The sequence below is a fragment of the Pseudomonas sp. KCJK8993 genome (genome assembly GCF_046230915.1).
GTDB lineage: Bacteria > Pseudomonadota > Gammaproteobacteria > Pseudomonadales > Pseudomonadaceae > Aquipseudomonas > Aquipseudomonas piscis.
On the sequence record NZ_JBJJLO010000076.1, the window covers coordinates 1 to 14,415 of the forward strand.

The 14,415-nt window shown below is 56.6% G+C and carries 19 protein-coding genes and 1 pseudogene; 7 read left to right on the top strand and 13 right to left on the bottom strand.

Features of this window, described 5'->3' with window-relative positions; translation table 11 throughout:
- From ACK6AU_RS21360 to ACK6AU_RS21375, 4 genes are all read right to left on the bottom strand, one after another.
- Positions 1-315, bottom strand: a 315-nt coding sequence (locus ACK6AU_RS21360) for a fatty acid desaturase (RefSeq protein ID WP_409301258.1), incomplete at its 3' end; no start/stop codon positions are given.
- Between the two features lie 117 nt (positions 316-432).
- A complete protein-coding gene (locus tag ACK6AU_RS21365; RefSeq protein WP_409301224.1) occupies positions 433-1,476 on the bottom strand; it encodes a GNAT family N-acetyltransferase in 1,044 nt (347 codons plus the stop codon).
- 127 nt (positions 1,477-1,603) lie between these two features.
- Positions 1,604-1,726 (bottom strand): hypothetical protein, encoded by a 123-nt coding sequence (locus ACK6AU_RS21370; protein WP_260498016.1) that lies wholly within the window; start codon positions 1,724-1,726, stop codon positions 1,604-1,606.
- Positions 1,727-2,243: 517 nt separating this feature from the next.
- Positions 2,244-2,513: a hypothetical protein gene (locus ACK6AU_RS21375; protein WP_185699875.1), complete on the bottom strand. Its 270-nt coding sequence runs from the start codon at positions 2,511-2,513 to the stop codon at positions 2,244-2,246.
- A 314-nt stretch (positions 2,514-2,827) separates the two neighbouring features.
- Between ACK6AU_RS21375 and ACK6AU_RS21380 the strand changes: the two genes are divergently transcribed.
- The 4 genes from ACK6AU_RS21380 (at position 2,828) to ACK6AU_RS21395 (ending at position 6,549) form a co-directional block, all read left to right on the top strand.
- Positions 2,828-3,409 carry a hypothetical protein gene (locus ACK6AU_RS21380; protein ID WP_409301227.1) on the top strand — a complete coding sequence of 194 codons (582 nt, stop codon included), beginning with the start codon at positions 2,828-2,830 and terminating at the stop codon, positions 3,407-3,409.
- Between the two features lie 115 nt (positions 3,410-3,524).
- Complete coding sequence (locus ACK6AU_RS21385; RefSeq protein WP_409301229.1) at positions 3,525-3,755, top strand: DUF2251 domain-containing protein; 231 nt, start codon at positions 3,525-3,527, stop codon at positions 3,753-3,755.
- Positions 3,756-4,210: 455 nt separating this feature from the next.
- Positions 4,211-5,377 carry an integrase gene (locus ACK6AU_RS21390; protein ID WP_409301231.1) on the top strand — a complete coding sequence of 389 codons (1,167 nt, stop codon included), beginning with the start codon at positions 4,211-4,213 and terminating at the stop codon, positions 5,375-5,377.
- Between the two features lie 284 nt (positions 5,378-5,661).
- Complete coding sequence (locus tag ACK6AU_RS21395) at positions 5,662-6,549, top strand: hypothetical protein (protein ID WP_409301233.1); 888 nt, start codon at positions 5,662-5,664, stop codon at positions 6,547-6,549.
- 485 nt (positions 6,550-7,034) lie between these two features.
- Here the strand turns inward: ACK6AU_RS21395 and ACK6AU_RS21400 are convergent, their stop codons facing one another.
- A complete protein-coding gene (locus ACK6AU_RS21400) occupies positions 7,035-7,343 on the bottom strand; it encodes a helix-turn-helix domain-containing protein (RefSeq protein WP_062574065.1) in 309 nt (102 codons plus the stop codon).
- A gap of 84 nt (positions 7,344-7,427) precedes the next feature.
- Between ACK6AU_RS21400 and ACK6AU_RS21405 the strand changes: the two genes are divergently transcribed.
- Entirely contained in the window at positions 7,428-7,874 is a 447-nt protein-coding gene (locus ACK6AU_RS21405; protein WP_062574064.1) for a hypothetical protein, read from the top strand.
- 345 nt (positions 7,875-8,219) lie between these two features.
- Here the strand turns inward: ACK6AU_RS21405 and ACK6AU_RS21410 are convergent, their stop codons facing one another.
- The 3 genes from ACK6AU_RS21410 to ACK6AU_RS21420 all read right to left on the bottom strand — a co-directional run bounded on the left by ACK6AU_RS21410 (position 8,220) and on the right by ACK6AU_RS21420 (position 9,939).
- Positions 8,220-8,501 (bottom strand): hypothetical protein, encoded by a 282-nt coding sequence (locus ACK6AU_RS21410; RefSeq protein ID WP_062574063.1) that lies wholly within the window; start codon positions 8,499-8,501, stop codon positions 8,220-8,222.
- On the bottom strand, positions 8,498-8,899 hold the full coding sequence (locus ACK6AU_RS21415) for a hypothetical protein (protein WP_062574062.1): 402 nt from the start codon (positions 8,897-8,899) through the stop codon (positions 8,498-8,500). The genes ACK6AU_RS21410 and ACK6AU_RS21415 overlap by 4 nt, the downstream gene beginning before the upstream one ends.
- 71 nt (positions 8,900-8,970) lie before the next feature.
- Entirely contained in the window at positions 8,971-9,939 is a 969-nt protein-coding gene (locus ACK6AU_RS21420; RefSeq protein WP_241110099.1) for a DNA-binding protein, read from the bottom strand.
- A 201-nt stretch (positions 9,940-10,140) separates the two neighbouring features.
- On the opposite strand from ACK6AU_RS21420, the gene ACK6AU_RS21425 reads away from it, so the two are divergent.
- Together ACK6AU_RS21425 and ACK6AU_RS21430 are read left to right on the top strand one after the other, a co-directional pair.
- Positions 10,141-10,725 (top strand): hypothetical protein, encoded by a 585-nt coding sequence (locus ACK6AU_RS21425; RefSeq protein ID WP_143494838.1) that lies wholly within the window; start codon positions 10,141-10,143, stop codon positions 10,723-10,725.
- A gap of 9 nt (positions 10,726-10,734) precedes the next feature.
- Positions 10,735-11,085 (top strand): PAS domain-containing protein, encoded by a 351-nt coding sequence (locus ACK6AU_RS21430; protein ID WP_085600215.1) that lies wholly within the window; start codon positions 10,735-10,737, stop codon positions 11,083-11,085.
- 215 nt (positions 11,086-11,300) lie between these two features.
- Here ACK6AU_RS21430 and ACK6AU_RS21435 read toward each other — a convergent pair whose 3' ends face one another.
- The 5 genes and pseudogenes from ACK6AU_RS21435 to ACK6AU_RS21455 all read right to left on the bottom strand — a co-directional run bounded on the left by ACK6AU_RS21435 (position 11,301) and on the right by ACK6AU_RS21455 (position 14,412).
- Positions 11,301-11,735 (bottom strand): alpha/beta hydrolase, encoded by a 435-nt coding sequence (locus tag ACK6AU_RS21435; protein ID WP_256578805.1) that lies wholly within the window; start codon positions 11,733-11,735, stop codon positions 11,301-11,303.
- Entirely contained in the window at positions 11,713-12,225 is a 513-nt protein-coding gene (locus tag ACK6AU_RS21440) for an alpha/beta hydrolase (protein WP_409301237.1), read from the bottom strand. The genes ACK6AU_RS21435 and ACK6AU_RS21440 overlap by 23 nt, the downstream gene beginning before the upstream one ends.
- Before the next feature lie 39 nt (positions 12,226-12,264).
- Positions 12,265-12,777 (bottom strand): NAD(P)H-binding protein, encoded by a 513-nt coding sequence (locus ACK6AU_RS21445; RefSeq protein ID WP_256578810.1) that lies wholly within the window; start codon positions 12,775-12,777, stop codon positions 12,265-12,267.
- Positions 12,708-12,914, bottom strand: a pseudogene (locus ACK6AU_RS21450) (paraquat-inducible protein A); the annotation flags it as partial. The gene ACK6AU_RS21445 and the pseudogene ACK6AU_RS21450, both read right to left, overlap by 70 nt.
- Positions 12,915-12,972: 58 nt before the next feature.
- A complete protein-coding gene (locus ACK6AU_RS21455; protein ID WP_409301239.1) occupies positions 12,973-14,412 on the bottom strand; it encodes an efflux transporter outer membrane subunit in 1,440 nt (479 codons plus the stop codon).
- Between the last annotated feature and the right edge of the window lie 3 nt (positions 14,413-14,415).

A 14,415-nucleotide genomic window follows, 5' to 3' on the forward strand; every position in this document is an offset into this window, starting at 1 on the left:
GACCGAGAACTTCTCGATCATGCCGCGGTTTTCCGGGTCGTTGAGCGGGTGGGAAGTCCAGGTGTGGTGGGCCGTGTGGAAGCGGCGGCGGACCAGGAAGGGCAAGGCGATCAGCCAGCCGTTGCAGTGCCCGATGAAGTTGTTGACTCGGCGGTTTTCCGAAATTGCGCCATGCAGGGCCTCATGCAGGATCAAGTAGATCTGCAGGGTGGCGACGCCGGCCAGCACCAGGCCGAGCAACTGCAGCCCGGTGGATGAACTGAGCCAGAGGTTCCAGGCCAGTACCAGGACCAGCATGTCGGCAACCCACAGCATCACGGTCCAGGGCTCCTTGGCCCCGTCGGGAATCTGTTTACGGACGTTAAGCCATTGTTCTTTTGTCACTTGCTTGACTCTCCAATAATCATCCGATGGGATGCGGGTCTCGATGGATTAGCTGTCGATACGCGGAGCGTGGCCGGGGCGGATGCTGCACAGGTTGTCGCCCAGCCTGGCGTAGGCCTGGTCGAAGAAGGCGACCTCTTCATCGAAGCCGTGGCTGCGCGGAGCCTGTTCGAACTTGTGCCATACCAGGTGGATGCAGTCGTAGCGGGCCCCCCCTTGCAGGTGCCAGGCCGGCAAGTAGGCGGTCATCGCATAACCCAGCCGCATCAGGCCGCCGAGCAGCTCCAGCTTGTCGGCCAGCACATGAACGCTCACGTACTCGACATCCTTGTGTGCTTGCACAAGTGTCTCGAGCTGCTGCAGCACCTCGCGCTCGGAGGGATAACCGCCCAATTGCCCGGACACCATCAGCGCATTGGCCTCATGATCCTGGGTGTAGAGCAGTTGGCCGTGGCGCTCGGTCCCCGGCGCGCCACTGAGGTAGGTGTTCGGATAGGCGCCCAGCACCGGATCCAGTTGCAACTGGCCATACAGGTATTGGCTGATGAAATCGTTACCCGAGGATCTGGCATACCACGGGGCAATATGGACGAAACCGTCCCGGGCCGGCGGGTGGATGGCGGTCAGGTGATATTCGCGGATGCCGTCGACCTTGTTCGGGCCACCGTCATGGCCAACCAGCACTGCCGGCTTGATCTTGCCCATCACTGAATGGATGGCGACATTGCGAGGGGTGTAGTAGCCCAGCTCCATGGCGTCGGGTCGATGATCTTCCAGGCAGAGCCTGATCAGGTTCGAGATCGCACCGCCGCGGCGCGCATCCGGATGGATCACGCCATGGCCAACCTCCCAGGACTGGTTCCAGGGGCGCCGGGTGATACAGACGCAGCCCAGCAGCGCGGACTGGTTCTGAACGACGAACCAACGTTGCTGATCGGAGCTCATCGCGTTGCGGATATACACCGGGCTCTGGCACGGATGGGTCGTGTGCCCATAGATGGACTGGAACAGCTCGGCAAGGTCGTCGATGTCTGCGAGGGTGCCGGGGCGAAATTCAAATGCATCGGCTTTGTAGTCGATGTTCAAGGGCATGGAAACAGGCGTTTCCAGATAGCTTGTCGTGGTCATTGCACACCAGGTTGGCTTTGTTCGAGGCACGTGAAGGCGGTGACTGCCTCGGGCATGTCACGGCTCGTGGATAGACGCTTGAAGTGTTGGGCTAACGGCCGCCATCGCGTCGTGAAAGACGCAGGCAAGAGGTGAGGGCGGTCAGCGACAGCTGGCTGGGTTGCGTATCAACCCCGCTGTACTGGCAATGGGCGTCATCCTTGATCGGGTACATCTGGAGCTCCTGTCCATGATTCGATAGCTGTGCCGGCAACTGGACTCCTTCCAATTTGCCGCGGCTGCACTATAGGTTGCCGACAGGCATCGGCATATGTGACCGGTCGGTCGTTGTCCCGATAATCCCCGTCTTTTTGGTCATTTTTAGCCGCTTCGCGGCAGCATGAGAGAAACCGTAGGTGAATCAAGGTGTTGGAGCTTAGGGAAGGGTAGGAAAATGCCCCTTGGTAAGGGACATTGCCAGGCTAGGAACCTGCGGCGCGCATTACTGGGACAGCAATGGACTAAAGGCAGTTGGCGCGGGTAGGGCACGCCTGATCAGTTGGCTGAGCCGTGAAATACAAGAAGGATGAGAGAAGAAAGTTCAGGAATGGTTAGATTGATAGCGAATATAGAATTTTCTATTAGTGCATGACGTGTAATGAAGAGGTATTGAGTGCGCTGATTCCTCGGAGCCTATAACAAACTCTGGTGCGTGCTCACCCTACAGGTCACGCACCAGAGCACTCTGATAATTACCATTGACCGCTTACAAGGCAGCCGACAATTTCCCAGCCGCTGTATTCCCACCAGGAATATCGTTCATCGGAACAACTCCTGGCCAAACTAGCCAGCTTGATTTCGCCGGTTGCTTGTTGGCTCCCGAAAGGGGTTTTGGCAGAAGCTGTCACTTGGTTGACGGTCTGGGGAGGCTTGATAGTAGTCGGATGCACGGAAGCGTTCGCGACACTTGCGGTGAAGGCAAGGGTCGCAGATATGGCGATAACAGTTATGAAGTTTTTCATGTTCGATTCCTTTCAGTTATCTGACATGAGGCTTAGGCATTAGCCTGACCTGCCTTGACAAGAATCTGAACAGATCAGGCAGGCGCGCAGGGTGGCGCCATGAAAGGCTACCATCGCGGTGCCCGCCGCACAGTCGCTCAAGGGAGCTATTGACAAGCAGGCAAAAGCCTGGATTCCCCATGGGGAGCGTTATTCAAGCTGGGACAATCCAGTTCAGTCTTTCTGTGGATGAACTTGATAAAGATCGGATCAACGCTATCCTCTCCAAGCAATTTCACAATAGGTGTTAACTACTTGGGCAGGAGCCAAGAAACATGACAGGGAAAGATCTGGTTGATGCAATAACGGGTAATCCAATACTCATGGGTTTGAAGGATTGTCCTGCAGTACCCGCTCAAATGAGTTGCGCCGTCTACGGGAAGGTGCAAGATGACGTTGGAGATGATGTCATCAAGAATGATTCGAAAATGAAATACCAAATTGAACAGGCGCTGTTATTTCGAGGTGATAACTCACAAACAGCTGTTTGGCACTTTCTTGTTGCGGGTTCAGCGATTCATCACTTTGTCGTTATTCCTTGGTACAAATCGTCAGTCGGAACAGTGTATACACTGTTCATGGCCTACGAGAATAAATATTCAGTGGAGAGTTATGTCAAACATGTCAGTCCGGCCCCGGGTGCGGATAAGGGCTATAAGGAGCACTGGACGGCAAGCGGACTGAGCACCATGCTCGCTGATTTGCTGACTCATAGTAATGCTTGGGAAGAGTATTTTGGCCAAGTTGGGCAAGCCCAGGCAAATGCAATCAATTACTACAAATATAAAATAACAGCATTAAGCACTGCAGTTTCCAATGTGAACCAGTTCCACAAAATCTGCGGGAAAACGACGTGACCATCCTGGCGGTTACTTCACGCCTGGCCAGAAGTTTCACTTTATCTGGCAGCTGAAAGCGAATTGAAGGTAAGCCACGCCTTGGTGCCGGACGTTCCTGGCGAGGAAGGTTCCTTTGTTGAATGCCGCCGATGTCAGTGAGAGCCACAAGCCATCGATGGCGAAAATCGACTGGACCGTCGCTCACTGCAAGGCGGTCTTGCTGATCAACGATTTTCCTCATGCGGTGTTCGCTTTCGAGGCCAAGCAAGGATATTGCAGATCGGGGTTTCCACTGCAGGCTGGCAACGGCAGGTCCGAAGGCGGTCACCAGCGGGACGATGCAGCACGTGATCTGTTTGCTTGATCAAACGCCTGGCATCGCCAGGCGTTTCACCTAGGGGCATGGAATCTGGAAGGCAAGCAGGCTCGGCAAATCTGGCCTGCACTGACCCCTGACATCCAATATATGAATACGCATAATGTATATTATGTTAAATTATGAGTGTTTCGTAAGTAAGGCCCTGACCGGCTGGGTTCTCCTCGATGACTACAGCGCTCAAAACTAAACCTGCGAAATGCGGAAAAATGAGGACGCAAAACTGTGGCTCCTGCCAAAAAAAGAATCGGTTGACTGACAAAAAACAATCCATAGTTATCAACTGGTTAGCTATCTACAGCTGCGAAGCTAGGCGTTCATTAACGTCATATGCAAGCTAAAAAAGGATACTGCGCAACGGTAAAATGAGAAGTCAAAAAAAGATACTCAAATGCTTTTGCTACACTCATCCAATCACGGACCAAATGTACGTTGGGTGGCCTATGTCACAAGAATACATCCTTCAGCCCCTGTTCGCTGGGCCAGAATGTATGGTCTGGTCTGACGACGAATATTTTCGAACGTACCCCAGCGTACGATCCTATATTAGCGTTTTTAAAGGATTTGACGCTTTCAAGGACTTCAGCAACGCTAGGCTATTTCTATCCCAGCACAATCGATCGCAGGGAACCTTCGGCAATTACCGTGGCTTTATTGAGCGCTTACTTTTATGGAGTTGGATTTATGCTGGCAAGGCTTCATCAGTACTTACTTCTCAAGATTTTAGAAAATTTCTTACCTTCTGCGAAAAGCCGCCTCCTGCTTGGCTAGGCAATGCCCCCAAAGCACGATTTATTGACGATGAGGGAGAATGGATTGTTAATGAAAGTTGGCGACCAATGGACTCGCGGGGGCTAAACAAAATCAATGCCCCTCACAATGGATCGCTGAGGCAGATTCAAAGCATTTGCAGCTCTTTTTTTAGCTTTCTACATCTTGAGGGGTTATCGACGGCGAACCCTATTAAGGGGTTTAAACCGCAGCACGGGCGCCCCTTTTCGAGAGGCCAGCCACCTAGAAGCCTAGTTGATCGCGATCTCCTGAAAGTGGTTCTTTCCGAGTTAAAGCGACAGGCTTCTCTATCGTCTGATGGCGAGCGCGCCCTTTTTGCCATAGCAGCGGCTTTGCATCTCTATCTGCGACCGTCAGACCTGGCAATTAATAACAATAGATACCCACTAATGAATGTTTTCAGTTTTGCTGACGGGAAGTGGTGGTTTATGCATTTTAATCGAGCCCCTCCTCAAAAAGTTCCAGTTCCGTCTAGTTTTCTCCCATACCTAAAACGCTATCGCGTCAGCAGGGGACTTCCTCCTTTGCCCGAGGCAGATGAAAGGTTGCCGCTCTTAGAGGCTTTACATGGCCGCTCCGGCATCTGTATTCGCCAAATAAATGGAATCGTCAAGGCTGCCCTGATTGAAGTTCATCGAGCCTTATCAATAACAGGCCTCAATGAACCTGATTTGCAGGTAATAAAATCACTTTCACTTCGGTGGTTCAGAGACACCGGTGCAAAGTTGGATACTCTGAAGAGGTCGCCTCTTGATCTTCAACATGGCCTCGGCAGTCTCAGCCCTGCCTACGTTTACGGTAGGTACTATGCAGGATGAACCATGGGTCGGTAACTGGCTAAGCAGTGGTAGATTGATTCATCCGCAAGCTCCGGCGTACTCAATCAGTTCATCCTCGATGAGCGCGGCAGATGGTGTGAGCGCATTTCGGATAGTAATGGTGACAAAAGGCCGTCATTGGTGTTGGAGTCCTGCAAGCGCTCAGCTAGAGATCCCGATCTCCATCCCCAACAACCTGCCCTGAGCCACTACAAGGAAGAGGTTAGGCAGATCTAGTACCTGGAGATCGCGACCTCCGCAAGCTCATGCCTGTTCGAATCGACTTGGCAAGCACCACTACCCTGCTGGTCGGCGCTAACAACAGCGGTAAGTCATCCGCTATGTTAGCGCTACGCAAGTTCCTGCTTTCAAAAGCGACGGTATTCCGTCTCCAGGATCTGACGCTTTCCCACCTTGCAGTTATTGACGCCATTGGCGCCGATTGGGAGGCTTCGGATGAAACCCTTGAGCCACCCACGGCTAATGAGTGGTCCCACTGGTTACCCACCCTCGATCTCTGGGTGGAAGCTTCGCAAGGCGAATTGCACTACATCCGTGACCTTATCCCTAATTTCGCCTGGAAAGGCGGTCATGTGGGAATGCGCTTCCGACTCGAGCCAAAGGACATGGCCAAGCTCTTTACCGACTACCGGAAGGAGCGAACCCGCGTGAAGATGCTGCAGCAGGAGATAGCAAAGCAGACCGAGGAAGGAAAGACTCCGCCTACCCTGCCCCTTTGGCCGCAAAGTCTTCACGATTACCTCAACAGGCGCCTGGGAGCGATGTTCACTGTTTGTTGGTATCGCCTAGACCCATCGAAGCTCGATGCGCCAGATACCAAAACGCGCCATGCCAATCTGCAACCACTGTCCGCGACTGCGGTGCCGCTGGGGGCCAACCCGCTGACTGACCTGATACGCGTGCACGAAATCAACGCCCAGCGGGGCTTTGGAGATAGCGCGGAAGAGTCTGTCACTGAAGGCAGAGGTGGCTCTGGGAAACGACTGACAGAACAATTACGCGCTTACTACAACCGCCACCTTGATCCGGGCGACAGCCCTGATATATCCGACTGGTCACGTGCAGCCGCGCTGAGGAAAGTCTGGCCATCGTGGTCTATACCGCTCAGCCAGAGGTTGCCAAGGCAAGTGTCATCAGTGCTGGCTGGTTGAAAGCTGATGAGATTGTGGTGCTTTGACTAAACTTCGACCAACGACGAAGCAGTCTTCTGGGATAAAGGCACCTTTCAATAAAACCCGAGTAAGCCCTAACGTCACCATACCGCGTCAGGCATGCTCATGGCCTAAGGCATGATCGTACAGGTCTTGAAGCACGACCGCAGTGCACGAGACGATGGGGATCTAGCAGGTTTAAGGATCAACTGGTATGCGCCGAAGCGGGCGTGGATATCGCCACAGCAGTCAGCGATTGACCCCTGAGCGGAGAGCAAAAAAAATGATCTTACCGCACGTCCAGGCGACCACGCGCCCAGAGCATGATGGGAAGCTGTTGCGCACCAGATCCATTGCGAAGTGGGTCTGAGCAGACTGGCCCATGCCCACTTGATAGCGCCCATGCTTTCACGCATCGCACATGACCGCCCTTTTCCAGCGCGGGTTAAAGCAACGATTGCCTGCGTGGCGGTAGAATCCATATCTTACTGGTGAGTTTCACCCGTTTCGGTAGTAAATCCCAATGCTTGTAACTCGCCTTCCAAGCGAGCGAGAAGCGCTTGGCTATCGCGGTGCGGCTCTTTAAAAAGGTAGGCCGCAATCAGCACTGTGGCGGGATGAACCTCCAATACGTCCGCTAACTGCTCGAGCTTTTGAATCGTCGGGCCTTTTTGCCCTCTTTCCAGCGTACTCAAGTAGGTGCGGCTACTGACCGTCGAAAAGTCCTCCTGGGTCAGTTCCCGATGCTTGCGTAGCTGCTTGAGGGCAAGGCCAAAGGCCGTATTCAGTTCCATTTTGCCAAATCCGCAAAAGGAACGATGAAGCCCGCTTGAACACTATAGGGCTACAATCTATAGGATTCATTTCGAGGCTCAATCATGTTTATTACCTATCGTCATCTTGAGATGCACCTGGATCCGCGGTTCGATTACTACCCGGCCCAGTTGTGGGCGGCTGTCGAACAGGACCTTCAATGGCCGTGGTTCTACGTGCAAATTGCTCGGCGGGATAAGCGTGAGGTGACAGCCAGCACGCTGCTGCTCCAGTACGCACATGACTTGGCGTGGATTATCGAAAACCAGTCGAAACACGCATGGGTCGAACAGGTGCAAATCGTAACCCCTGCCCATCTCAACGGACACTCCAAATGGCTGATGGAGCCGTTGCTGGAGGTGTGCGTAGTGCAGGACAAGGCTGGTGTAGCAGGCCTGCTCTTCAAAGTGGAAAACGACGTCCGCTATTCACTGCATCCCACGCGAGACCTAGAGAAACTGCTCGTGATCAACGTATTGTTCTCGGCTGAGTCGGATTTGGGGCGACGCTGAACAGCAGTCGGAGCTGGCCATCTCGACCGGAATTTCATGAGCGCACCCTAGCAGTATCTTTGATCGTTGCTTGCCCAATCCCGGTGTCTGCAGGTAAACGGGGTCACGGTATTAATCTGGGGTCTTCACAAGAGGAGACAGTTGCCCGTCAACAGCTTCCACAGGCCAGTCAGGTGGTTCACATCAAAAATGTCCACGATGGGCAAATCTTGTCGCTTGACTCACTAGGCGAGAGCTTGCGCTTCAAGGAGAAAACACCCTCGACGTACTCAAGGATCAACTCCTCCCCAACGTCCCATCCCAGCCCATCGAGCAACGCGGACGGCAGCTTGATTCGGCTGCTCATCAGTAGCGGTACTCTTGCGGCGAAAAACGCCCCTTGGGACCAAACAGCAACATGGCCGTAAGTCTTTCCAAGTAGGCCGCCGCTTCCCTGGGAGCATACTGCGCGAAATATACCCGCTGCGCCGCAGGCAGCGTAGCGCGGTGCGCGAGGCACGCCTTCACCATCTCTGTCAGCACATAGCCGCGGACGTCATAACGTGCATCCACGGCGCGCAGGACGGTGTCATAGCATGCGTAAAAAGTCGATTGCGGACTGACCTGCCGTTGGGTATCGCTACTCATCCCTGGCTCCCGGCCTGCCAAGAGGCCAGAAACTGCAACACCTGATCGACTTGTCCCTGACTGACCAACTGCTCCGCAGTCTGCTGGTCGAAGGTTGGTAATGGCTCGAAGCGAAACCAAGTGATCGCCGGCTGGATGGCAATCCCGTTCTCGGCTACCGCCAAGACCACCCGAAGGGCATCTGCGATAAACCGCTGCGCCGCTTCGACATCTGATGTTCTAGCCGCATCTGGTTGGCTGCGACGATAGACTGCGACCTGGTCAGCAAGCACGACAGGTCTGAGGCCAAAAATCTCGACGTAGCGCTCAACTGAGTAGGGTGCGCCGTTCGCGGTACAAAGGTAGTCGATTAACTCGGCGGTCGATAGCGCCGCTGCTTGGGGTGCCCCCTGATTCATGGCTCATTCCTCCCACTACGTTTCACACTACAGGATGTAGCCGCGTCGGTCCAAGTACAAAGCGTCGACGCTCAGTTGCGCTTGTTAGTTGAACGCCGCGGGCGACTGGCCAGCACCTCAATTCGGGCTTCGGCCGCCACCGCACGTTCACGAGCTTCGGCCAAATCCTCTCGGGCAGCCTGCAAGGCGGCCTCTAGGCGACTGATGTATTCACCCGCCTCGCTAGCGCGTTGCTGGACCTGCGTCAACTGCGCGCCGAGCAATTGCCCCTGGCTACGTGCCGCCTGCAACTGGTCACGGGTGTCTGTTAGGACAAGCTGATGCTCCTCCATGCCGCGCTGGGCAATGCTGAGCCGGCCTTGGGCGTCCTTAAGTTGTGCGCCCAGTGCTTTGCTCTCCTCCCGGGCTCGATCGATCTCGCGATAGGCGCGGTCTTCGACGTCGCGGGTGTAGCGCTGCTGCTCGCTACGCGCTTGCTCAGCCTGCTTACGGCTTTCCTGCAACAGATGGTCGACTTCGGTCAATTGCGTACGCGCCTCGTCACGCTGCGCTTGCAGTTCATCGCGCTGGTTGCGCAGGTCGTCGATCTGGGCCTGGCGTTGGGTCAGTAACTGTTCCAAGTCAGCCAGACGGACTTCTGCGCCCTGCCTCGCTGCCACAGCTTCCACCGTCTGCTGACGGGCCTGTGCGACTTCCAGACGCGCGCGAGCCTCCAGCTCGGCCAGCGCCTCGCGCTCTTCTAATAGCACTTGACGCTGGCCGGCCAACGCCTGCTCCGCCACGCCCTGGGCCAAGGTGGTCGCCTGCTGCCAAATAGCAACGAAGGCCTGCGCCACCTCCGCCGGCAATCCGGGTAGCCGGGTTTCGCCGCGCAGGCGCCCGGCCAGCTGTTCCCACCACTGATCGAGCAGCGCGCCGACCCGCGCCGGGCTGCCGCGGCCGAGCGCCAGGCGCACGCGCTCCACCGTCGGCCGCTCACCACGGGCCAGCACCGCGTCCGCCGCCGCGAAAACGTCAGTTTCTGGTACGCCTACCGCCATGCCCTGCCCTCCGCCCCATTAGGTCTGATAATTAAATCTTATCCGATCTTATAGATTAAGAATCTAATTTTTAATACGTTCATCGTATAAAATTATACACAATGTAAAGTCTCTTGGTGCGGTGCTGATCGTCCAGTGACAACCGAGGTAGTCCGATGCTCCTCTTTTCCACCACGCGGGCGGTCAGGAAGACACTGCTTCATGTCATTAATGCCGCATGCTCCGCAAACACTGGCTTGCCGCACTCGCTTTGGGGGCTATCGCGATAGAACCCGTTTTGAACTGCTGACCTCCTGCTCGGCGGAGTACTTCTGGGAATCGCTTGGGCCAGGCAGACTGAGTTCAAATACCTCGATATCGTTGTCGGCCTCACTCACCGAGCTTCTACAACCTCATGCGCCAGCCCGTTTAAGTGAGCTCTTTGCCCGGGTACACCCGGATGATTGCGCCGCTGTAGAAGCCTTGGTTTACGGCAAGGTGGGCAGCCTGTCCCAAGTGTTTGAATGCCGTATCCGCACCAGAATGGATGAGTACGCGCGGCTCAAAGGCTACCTGGGCGCAAGCAATGTCTCATCGCTTTCATCCCATGTGATCTGTGTTGCGCTGGCGGCCAGCGAGCTGCGCTTCGAGCTTTCGCTTGAAGTCATCCGTGACGCCCTCTGGGAGATGCAGGTAGTGGAAGGTGACCTCCTCAATCCCAGAAACACGTTGTGGTGGTCACCTCAGTTCATTGGTCTGCTGGGTTTCGAAAACGTTGAGGAGTTTCCCGAACGGCTGGAGAGCTGAGCATCCCGTCTGCATCCGGATGACCAGCAAAACAGCTTCGAGACATTTGCTGCTTACATGGCGGATCTCAATGTGTCCGCCCCACTCGACCTGTTTTATCGACTGAAATTGAAAAATGGTGATTACCGATGGTTTCGCGCACGAGGTCTGGCCCAGCGCAACAGCAGCGGTGTACTTCTACGTGTGGTGGGGTCGCTGGTTGATGCGCAAGATGAGTACGAAGAGTCCGAGCTTCGACGACTGCAAGCGCTTCAGCATGAATCACTACAGGGCAGCCTGCAGAAGATAAACACGATTGTCAGCTCGATCGAGGGCATCGCGACTCAGACCAACCATCCTGGATCGCTCCTCTGGCGGTAACCGCCAGACGCTGAAATATTGAAATCAGTATAAGGACGAAGGGCAAGTCTACTTTGCCTATTCCGACTGGAGACTTGCTTGATCTGTTGGATTTTTGGTAAGCCTTTCCTACGCAGCTCAAACTGAGCAAGGCTGCTTCGATACTGCGCTATAGGAAGGGGGAAATATTTTTGCCTAAATCGGCAAAATAAGCCTGCGCGCTGGTCCGCCTAGCTTTACTGCAAATGCTTGCGCAGGAACGGCATGGCCTGTGCCAAGGGCTCAGGTTTGTTATACAAGTCGTAATGCGACCAGCCTTCAGCAACGTAAATCTGCTTATCGGCCGAGGCTGCCCGACCGTAGATTTCCCAGCCATCCCGGTAGGCCCCATAAGCGCCCGTCTTATCACCGATGACCAACAGCAGCGGCTGGGTCAACAGCACCTCGGCATGCAGGAACGCATCCCAGCCGAATGCGGCGCTGTTGAACGAAAACAGGCCACTGGTGGCGCCGTTGGGCTGTTGTCCACGCGCAGTCTTGTAGTAATCGGTCGCTTCGAGCACATCGATATCGGTGATGCCCGCATTGCGTCCCTCCTCGACCGAAGCTGGCAGATAGTTGATGACATGCCGGACGCCTCCCTGAGCTTCAGCGGTGCGCTGGGCAGCCATGGCCTGAAGAGCTGCGACCGGATCGAAATTGCTGAAGCCTTCGGATCAGACGCCCGAAGTTGCCCCCGGTGATCGAGACCAGCGCTTTGATCCGGTGGTCGGTGATAGCAGCGTGCACGGTATAAGCGCCCCCACCGCAGATGCCGATAGCACCTATCCGCGCAGGGTCGACATAGGGCAATGTGACCAAATAGTCGATGACAAAACGGATATCGGACACACGGATCGACGGGGCTTCGACAAAGCGCGGCTCACCGCCACTCGCGCCCTGGAAGCTGGCATCGAAGGCAATCACTACGAAGCCCTCCCTGGCCAGGCCCGCGCCGTAGACATTGCCCGAGGTCTGTTCTTTGCAACTGCCGATCGGGTGGGAGCTGACAATCGCCGGGTATTGCTTGGAGGCGTCGAAACCTGGTGGCAGGTACAGGTCTGCCGCGGTTTCCCAGCCCAGATTCTGGTATCGAAGGTGCTTGATTGTGATATCGCTCATGGGATTCTCCGCTTGGTTCGTATGCACAGGGGCAGTGATTTACATGAACGCGGGCTTGTCGCCGTCGCTTCCCGGCTTGTTGACACCTACGTTGTCACGCAACAACCAGTTGGGCGTCTCGATAATATGGACGATCAGCGCCGCGACACTCTTGCGCGAAATCTCGGTACCACGGAAAGGCTCATGCCGGCCGGTGGTCTCGTAATCTAGTTCATCATGGTCGCTGAGCCAGGCCGCACGCAGAATGGTGTAGTCCAGGTCGCTGGCTTCGATCAGGTCGGCCGACCGCCGGTATGGGCTAAGATACTGGCCGATTTCACGATGATTCCACTCGCCGAACTTGCCAGGAATTTCGTCATAGATGCCCAGGGAATTGACGAAGATGAGGCGGCTGGGCCCTGCTGCGTGCATGGCGCCGATGATACGGTCAGTCTGATCATCGATTTCACCTGCCAGGTTGGCGTAGACAATGCTCTGAAAATGCTGACGGTCATGATCGGCAGCAGGTTGGCCGGGATGTAGAGCAACATGGCGCTGATCAGCAAGGCCCAGGTCCGCCTGATGCTGTCCGGGCGGCGCACATGCAAGAGCGCCCGGCAACGACTGCAACGCGCGGGTTGCTGGTCGTCGATGGGATTGAGTTGATGACATTCGCCGCAGACCTGGATGCCGGCATCGATTGCACGCATCGTTACCTTCCTCGAGCGTCGCCCGCCGGGCTTGCTCCGGCGGGCGGCGGTCACTCATTCAGGGGCGGTCCTGGCGTTGCGCCAGTTGCTGGTCCTGGTTGTCCTTCCACCCACCACCCAGGGAGCGGAACAGGTCCACCAGGGCGATCTGCCGTTGAGTGCTGACTTCGATGAACGCCGTCTCGTTGGCGAAGTTGTTGCGCTGGGCGTCCAGGTAACGCAGGTGGCTATCGATACCGCCTTCATAACGAGCCTTGGCCAGCTTCAGCGATTCGTTGCTGGTGTTGGCCAAGGCCCGGCGTGCCTGCTCCTCGCGGCGCAGGGTATCGGTGGCCGCCAGGGCGTCCGCCACTTCGCGGAACGCGGTCTGGATCGTGCCCTCGTACGCCGCCACCGCCGAGTCCTTGCGCGCCTCGGCCAGGCTCAGCCCGGCGCGGTTGCGCCCGCCATCGAAGATCGGTAGCGACAGGGTCGGAATGAAGCTCCAGGAGCGCGAGCCGCCATCGAACAGGCCGGACATTTGCGCGCTGGACGTGCCGAAGCTGCCGGTCAAGGTGATCCGCGGGAAGAACGCTGCCCGCGCAGCGCCGATATCGGCATTGCGCGCTTGCAGGCGATGTTCGGCGGCGAGGATGTCCGGACGGCGCTCGATCAGCGACGACGGTGAGCCCGCGGCGATGTCTTGCACCAGTAGCGGCTGCTCCGACGGCTTATCGGGAATCGACTTGGCGGCATCGGCGGTGCCCAGCAACAGCACCAGGGCATTGAACGCCTGTTGCTTCTGGCGCAGGGCGGCCTCCTCGTCGGCCCGGGACTGTTCCACCAGACCCAGGGCTTCCTGGTAGTCCAGCGCGGTGGCGTTACCTACCGCACGGTGCCGGCTGATCAGGGCGAAGGAGTATTCGCGACTGACCAGGGTCTGCTGGGTCAGGGCCAGGCGGCGCTGGGCGCCGTCATGGGCCAGGTAGGCCTGGGTGACCTCGGCGATCAGTGCAATGCGTGCCGAGCGCCCGGCCTCCTCGGTGGCCAGGTACTGCTGCAATGCGGCATCGCTGAGGCTCTTGACCCGTCCGAACAGGTCGACTTCGTATTCCGGCAACGACAGGCCGACCTGATAGGTACTGGCCACGCCGGCCCGGCCACCGCTGGACAGGTCCGCTGGCAGGCGCTGGCGGTTGCCCGAGGCCCCCGCGCTCAGCCCCGGGATACGATCGGCCCGCTGGATACGGTACTGCGCTCGGGCCTGTTCGATGTCCAGCAGGGTCTGGCGCAGCGAACGGTTATTGTCCAGGGCGGTACCGACCAGCTTGCGCAACTGCGGATCGACAATGAAGCTCTGCCAATCCAGTTCGCTGGCCTGGCGCCCCTGCTGGGCGGACGCGCCGCTCCAGCTGTCTGCTACGGGCGCTGTCGGACGCTCGTAGGTCGGAGCCATGGAGCAACCACCCAGGGCCAGGGCGATCAGCAGTGCCGATACGGTAAAAGCGGGGGTACGCATGCT

Excerpts from the sequence above, each read along its gene's own strand:
- ACK6AU_RS21365 (WP_409301224.1), bottom strand. The coding sequence starts at position 1,476 with ATGCCCTTGAACATCGACTACAAAGCCGATGCATTTGAATTTCGCCCC.
- ACK6AU_RS21370 (WP_260498016.1), bottom strand. The coding sequence starts at position 1,726 with ATGTACCCGATCAAGGATGACGCCCATTGCCAGTACAGCGGGGTTGAT.
- ACK6AU_RS21375 (WP_185699875.1), bottom strand. The coding sequence starts at position 2,513 with ATGAAAAACTTCATAACTGTTATCGCCATATCTGCGACCCTTGCCTTC.
- ACK6AU_RS21380 (WP_409301227.1), top strand. The coding sequence starts at position 2,828 with ATGACAGGGAAAGATCTGGTTGATGCAATAACGGGTAATCCAATACTC.
- ACK6AU_RS21390 (WP_409301231.1), top strand. The coding sequence starts at position 4,211 with ATGTCACAAGAATACATCCTTCAGCCCCTGTTCGCTGGGCCAGAATGT.
- ACK6AU_RS21400 (WP_062574065.1), bottom strand. The coding sequence starts at position 7,343 with ATGGAACTGAATACGGCCTTTGGCCTTGCCCTCAAGCAGCTACGCAAG.
- ACK6AU_RS21405 (WP_062574064.1), top strand. The coding sequence starts at position 7,428 with ATGTTTATTACCTATCGTCATCTTGAGATGCACCTGGATCCGCGGTTC.
- ACK6AU_RS21410 (WP_062574063.1), bottom strand. The coding sequence starts at position 8,501 with ATGAGTAGCGATACCCAACGGCAGGTCAGTCCGCAATCGACTTTTTAC.
- ACK6AU_RS21415 (WP_062574062.1), bottom strand. The coding sequence starts at position 8,899 with ATGAATCAGGGGGCACCCCAAGCAGCGGCGCTATCGACCGCCGAGTTA.
- ACK6AU_RS21420 (WP_241110099.1), bottom strand. The coding sequence starts at position 9,939 with ATGGCGGTAGGCGTACCAGAAACTGACGTTTTCGCGGCGGCGGACGCG.
- ACK6AU_RS21425 (WP_143494838.1), top strand. The coding sequence starts at position 10,141 with ATGTCATTAATGCCGCATGCTCCGCAAACACTGGCTTGCCGCACTCGC.
- ACK6AU_RS21435 (WP_256578805.1), bottom strand. The coding sequence starts at position 11,735 with ATGGCTGCCCAGCGCACCGCTGAAGCTCAGGGAGGCGTCCGGCATGTC.
- ACK6AU_RS21440 (WP_409301237.1), bottom strand. The coding sequence starts at position 12,225 with ATGAGCGATATCACAATCAAGCACCTTCGATACCAGAATCTGGGCTGG.
- ACK6AU_RS21455 (WP_409301239.1), bottom strand. The coding sequence starts at position 14,412 with ATGCGTACCCCCGCTTTTACCGTATCGGCACTGCTGATCGCCCTGGCC.